General features: G+C 50.8%; 3 protein-coding genes and 4 tRNA genes. 1 reads left to right on the top strand and 6 read right to left on the bottom strand.

The window, feature by feature from the left end; all coding sequences use genetic code 11:
• The 6 genes from VEI96_08255 to rlmB form a co-directional block, all read right to left on the bottom strand.
• A partial coding sequence (locus tag VEI96_08255; GenBank protein ID HXX57975.1) for a GTP-binding protein occupies positions 1 to 125 on the bottom strand: 125 nt, incomplete at its 3' end.
• Positions 126 to 234: 109 nt separating this feature from the next.
• A tRNA-Thr gene (locus tag VEI96_08250) sits at positions 235 to 307 on the bottom strand.
• 88 nt (positions 308 to 395) lie between these two features.
• A tRNA-Gly gene (locus VEI96_08245) sits at positions 396 to 470 on the bottom strand.
• Between the two features lie 78 nt (positions 471 to 548).
• Positions 549 to 633, bottom strand: a tRNA-Tyr gene (locus VEI96_08240).
• Position 634: 1 nt separating this feature from the next.
• Positions 635 to 710 (bottom strand) — tRNA-Thr (locus VEI96_08235).
• 118 nt (positions 711 to 828) lie between these two features.
• Complete coding sequence (gene rlmB, locus VEI96_08230) at positions 829 to 1,635, bottom strand: 23S rRNA (guanosine(2251)-2'-O)-methyltransferase RlmB (protein ID HXX57974.1); 807 nt, start codon at positions 1,633 to 1,635, stop codon at positions 829 to 831.
• A 286-nt stretch (positions 1,636 to 1,921) separates the two neighbouring features.
• On the opposite strand from rlmB, the gene bamA reads away from it, so the two are divergent.
• Positions 1,922 to 3,868: outer membrane protein assembly factor BamA (gene bamA, locus VEI96_08225; GenBank protein HXX57973.1), on the top strand; the 1,947-nt coding region annotated here is incomplete at its 3' end.

Raw genomic sequence — 3,868 nt, 5'->3', positions numbered from 1 at the left:
GCCTGCCCCTTAAATGCCAGTACCTTCGTTATCGCCGCCGTCAATGTCGTCTTCCCATGATCTACATGCCCTATCGTCCCTACATTGCAATGTGGCTTCGTCCTCTCAAATTTTGCCTTCGCCATCTCTCCTCCTTTATTCCCTATCGAGGCAGTGCGTAATCGAGTAAGGGAGTGACCAGTTTCTCACTACTCATCGACCGCATCATGAATTAACTCCTCTTCCCATTCACAGAGCCCATGACCGGAATCGAACCGGTGACCTCATCCTTACCAAGGATGTGCTCTGCCGACTGAGCTACATGGGCGCCAACACTAAAGCAGCAAAAAGCCATCACGAGGGATATCATGAGCTTCAGCGGCTCAGCTTTTATCCGCACTTTCTGACTATCTTCATGGAGCGGGAAACGGGATTCGAACCCGCGACCCTCAGCTTGGAAGGCTGACGCTCTACCACTGAGCTACTCCCGCACCAACTTCTCGGTAATGAACATGCGTGTCATTACCGCAACTCCTCACGATCGCTCGACCCTCTTTCCCTGTTGTTCCTGGTGGAGAGGGGAGGATTCGAACCTCCGAAGGCTGCGCCAACGGGTTTACAGCCCGTCCCCTTTGGCCACTCGGGAACCTCTCCATGGAGCCACCGAAGGGAATCGAACCCCCGACCCGCTGATTACAAATCAGCTGCTCTGCCAGCTGAGCTACGGTGGCGTTAAGAGGCAACAGTCCACCTTCCCTTCTCTTTTAATCAAGTGATTAATTTAAGAGATTCATTATATATTGGTCAAACCTAATTTTTCAAGAAAAATTATTGTTTTCTAAGCTATGCTCACAAAACTTCCTGGTAATTCTTTTTTTGGGTGAATCTCTGCCTCATAACCTCAAAAAGCAGTATCCCAGTGGCAACCGAAACATTCAGAGAACCGATTTCCCCTGTCATCGGAATCTTCACGAGAACGTCACAATACTCCCTGAGAATTTTCCTCATACCTCTGCCTTCAGATCCTATTACCACACAGAGGGGGACGGTAAGATCCGTCTCCCAGAGGGGAATAGGAGCAAGGGCGTCGGTACCGACAACAGTGATTCCCTCTTCTCTCATTCTCTGGACTGCGTACTTGATATTCGGGACGACCGAAACGGGAACATACTCCATCGCGCCTGCGGAAGCCTTGGAGGCCTCGGGACCGATACCCGCCGATCGGTAAGACTGGATAATGACACCATGAACCCCGGACGCATCGGCGGAACGCAGAATCGCCCCAAAATTTCTCGGGTCTTCTATGCCGTCAAGAGCGACAAAGAGGGCCTTTTCATTTCTCTCTGAAGGCATGGCTAGGATGTCGTCCAGCATTGCATAGGCCTTTTGAAGAACCCTCGCGGCTACCCCCTGATGGCCCTTAGGGAAATTCTTGTCGAAAAAGCCTGCTTCGGCGCTCTCGACAGGGATGCCCCCCTTCTCGGCTTCTTTTCTTATCTCGCCGACTTTTTCGTGTCTCCCCGCTGAAATAAAGAGGGCCTTGATATCCCTGCGGGCCTTGAGCGCCTCAAGGACGGGATTGATACCGTAAATCCATTCTCCGCTTCCGGAAGCGCTGACGGGTTTACGCCTTCTGTTGAATTTTGGGGTCTGCATGGGTTTCTCCGGGAAAAGGCTGAAGCCCTTCCCGTCACTAGTGAGGCCGGAGAGGGTTCGCGGATACGTTATCAAAGGGAAAAAGAATCTGTCAAGAGAGGGGTGTCGGGAATTGAGGAGTGCCGGTGCCGGCCACAGCACAGGCGGATTTCTGCCTGCTCATTTTCCTATTTACTTAATTCGTCGGGGGAGGTATACTAACGTGCCGAATTTCCTGCATTTTACTATGCGGGTTCGGTCGGCGGATATCCGAGATGAGAAGGGTCTTCAATATGAGGAGGAACAGATGATCAGGGTCTCTCCGGCTATGTTGGTACTCTATCTTCTGGCAGCTATCATAGTGACCGGGGATGCCAGCGACGTTCTTGCGCAGGGGGCTCCTATTGTAAATTCCATCACAGTTAAAGGACTCAAGAGGATCGAAGAGGGCGCAGTCAAGTCCAAAATAACGCAGAAGACGGGCGAACCGATTTCTAATGAGAAGATATCCGAGGACATAAAGAACATTTACAAAATGGGATATTTTGATGATGTGACCGCCGAGATGGAGCCTCAGGAGGGCGGCATCCAGCTGATCTATGTGGTGAAAGAAAAGCCGACGATTGTCAGGGTTTCTTTCCAGGGGAACAAGGAATTGGCCGATGATAAGCTGAAAGAGAAGGTCGGGATAACAGCCGGTTCGATCGCAGACACGACGCTGATTCAGGATAACGCCTTAAAGATTCAACAGTATTATGAAGAAGAGGGATACTGGCTTGCCACGGTAGTTCCGGTGGTGAATAGGGTGGGGGAAAATGAAGTCTCCCTCACCTATCTCATCGACGAGGGGAAGAAGGTTAAGGTCAAAAAAATCGTCATTGAGGGTAACCAGGCCATTTCGTCAAGCCAGGTGCGGAAAGCCATGAAGACGAGCACATGGAATCTACTCTCTTTTCTCACCTCATCCGGGTACTACACTCGGCAAACGATGAACGCCGATGTGGAAGCGATCAAGGACCTCTATTTCAATAACGGCTATATCAAAGTAGTTGTGGCCGAGCCAGAAATTAGCCTCACGGGCGATAAGAGCGGAATGATCATCACGATCCGGATTGCTGAAGGATCGCAGTATCGGATTGCATCGGTGGACATTTCAGGCAACAAGGCCTATCCGGAAGAGCTATTGAGGAGCCGGATCATGTTATCCCCCGGGGTCATTTTCAGCAAGGAGATATTGAAAAAGGATATCGCTGCCGTGACGGAGCTTTATACGCAGAATGGTTACGCCCTGGCCAATGTCTTTCCGGACGTAGTTGCCGATGATGTTACGAAGCAGGTGAGTCTGACCTATAAGATAGAAGAGGGGAGCATTTATCACATAGGGAGAATCGAGGTCTCAGGCAACACCAAGACAAAGGACAAGGTCATACGGCGCGAGGTTCGCCTCGATGAAGGAGATCTCTTTAACAGCGCCCTCCTGAAGAGGAGCTACGAGCGGCTCAATAACCTAAACTACTTCGAGACTGTCGAACTCGTACCGAAGCCGAAATACGAGGAAAAAGTTCTGGACATCGACGTCAAGGTTAAGGAAAAGGCAACGGGATTTATCAGTGTCGGCGGCGGTTACAGTTCCGTCGACGGGATAATCGGAATGGTCGATGTGACCCAGTCCAACCTCTTCGGAACGGGCAAGTATCTGAGAGTTAGGGCGGAACTGGGAGGCAAGTCTTCCTTTTATGAACTCTCATACCGAGACCCCTGGTTCATGGATAAACCGATTTCCTTCACTGCGGATCTGTACCATAATACACGTACATACCCGCTTTATGAAGAAAGGGCTACCGGCTTCGGCTTTGGCTTCGGTAAGAGCTACGGCGAATACTGGTCGGCGAACATCGCATACAACCTCTCACAGCCCACAATTTTTAATATAAACCCGACCGCATCGATTGTCATCCAGCAGCAGGTAGGCACAAACCTAAACAGTTCCATCACGCCCTCTGTGACCAGGGATTCCCGTGATAATTACCTTGACCCCTCAAGCGGGTCGCGTAACTCCCTCTTTGTAAACTTCACCGGCCTCGGCGGCACGAATGATTTTGTGAAAGGCGTTGCCGATTCGGCATGGTTTTTCCCTATAGGCAAAACCGGCACGACCATCATGCTGAGAGGACGGCTCGGATATGCGGTCGGCATTTTCGGGAAAGATGTCCCCCTGTACGAAAACTTTTACGTAGGCGGCATTTATACGGTG

This window comes from Thermodesulfovibrionales bacterium (genome assembly GCA_035622735.1).
Taxonomy (GTDB): domain Bacteria; phylum Nitrospirota; class Thermodesulfovibrionia; order Thermodesulfovibrionales; family UBA9159; genus DASPUT01.
Note: the sequence above shows the minus strand (reverse complement) of the source record. Positions and strands in the feature narration are given on the sequence as shown.

Coding starts and splice junctions, on each gene's coding strand:
- rlmB (HXX57974.1), bottom strand. CDS start 1,635: ATGCAGACCCCAAAATTCAACAGAAGGCGTAAACCCGTCAGCGCTTCC.